Below are 1,324 nucleotides of genomic sequence, written 5' to 3'. Positions count from 1 at the left end.
TGTCTCGACCGTCGTATTCCTGATAAACAGCTTTTGATTCAGGAAGTCTCGGCTTGGGAAAATCGCAGGAATTCTCTCTCTTGTAAAGTCAATTGGCAATTTACTACTGCTGATGCTCGCATTAAATTGCTTCGCCTCTACCCGTCAATAATTACTTGACTGCCTACTAGGAAAAAACAAATATACAAAGTACGCTTTACATACCCTTATTAACGCCTTGAGAGATTCTGACAAAAATTCGCTCCCTTACGAAAATGGAAGCATCAGGGCTGCATACGCGCTAAGATCCATAGGTAAAGAAGCAAAAGGTTCGGTAACTGCGTTAATTGCAACTCTTAAAGATCCCAACCACGGTTTGCGGAGTGCGGCTCTATATGCTCTTGGAGGGATAGGGGAGGAAGCAAAAGATGCTGTGCCTGCCTTGATCTCCATTCTTAAAGACCCCAATACTCAATTAAGGTTTGAGGTAGCCCATGCGCTCGGACACATTGGGAAATACACTTTGCCTATGTTAGTTTCTACCCTTAAAGATCCTAATGAGAAAGTACGTGCTGGCGCGGTAATTGCTATGGGAGTAATAGGTAAAGATACCCTACCTATACTGATTTCGACTCTCAAAGATTCTAGTAAAAATGTCCACGCTCAAGTTGTAAGCTCTCTGGCAAAAATAGGAAAAGATACTAAAGAAGTCGTACCTCTAGTTATTGATACTCTAAAAAAAGACCCTGAGGCTGATGTCCGTTCTAGTGCTGCTAAAGCATTGGAGAATATTGGTAAAGATGCAGTCCCTGCTTTGATTTTTGCCCTCAATGATTCTGATCAATGGGTTCGTTATTCGGCTGCGGAAGCATTAGGCAATATTGGCAATGATGCGAAAAATGCAGTACCCGCTCTTATCAATGCACTCAAAGATTCTGATGAATTGGTGCGCGATGTCGCAGGTGAGGCTCTAGAAAGGATCGACCCTAGCCTTAAATTTTAGAAATTTTAGGATGATTCCGTAGCTCTCCCAAATAGCCATGCATCAATCCCAGTGATTATGTAATTATCCCAAAGCTCAAAATGGCGTAGCCATTTTAAGCTTTGAAAACCCTTACTGGGTTTGGTTTTTAATTCACAAAAAGTGTTACTACACTTCCATGAATTGGTACTAGATAGACAGTTGAAAAATTGTAGATTTGCTCCATTCAATCCACTTGCGATCATCTATAGCTACAGTCCCTTGACTTAGGACAAATCAAACTCCAAGAATTGACTGGCGGTGCTTCGCGCCGCCAGTCAATTCTTGGAGTTTATGTCCTAGTACAATTGGCGACAGCTATAT

Annotated in this window: 1 protein-coding gene and 1 pseudogene; both read left to right on the top strand. The window is 41.8% G+C overall.

Features of this window, described 5'->3' with window-relative positions:
• Nucleotides 1-159, top strand: a pseudogene (locus AC805_RS26865) (IS630 family transposase); the annotation flags it as partial.
• Between the two features lie 58 nt (nt 160-217).
• Nucleotides 218-982: a HEAT repeat domain-containing protein gene (locus tag AC805_RS14000; protein ID WP_055075990.1), complete on the top strand. Its 765-nt coding sequence runs from the start codon at nt 218-220 to the stop codon at nt 980-982.
• The last annotated feature ends 342 nt before the right edge of the window (nt 983-1,324 follow it).

This window comes from Pseudanabaena sp. 'Roaring Creek' (genome assembly GCF_001402795.1).
Lineage (GTDB): Bacteria > Cyanobacteriota > Cyanobacteriia > Pseudanabaenales > Pseudanabaenaceae > Pseudanabaena.
Note: the sequence above shows the minus strand (reverse complement) of the source record. Positions and strands in the feature narration are given on the sequence as shown.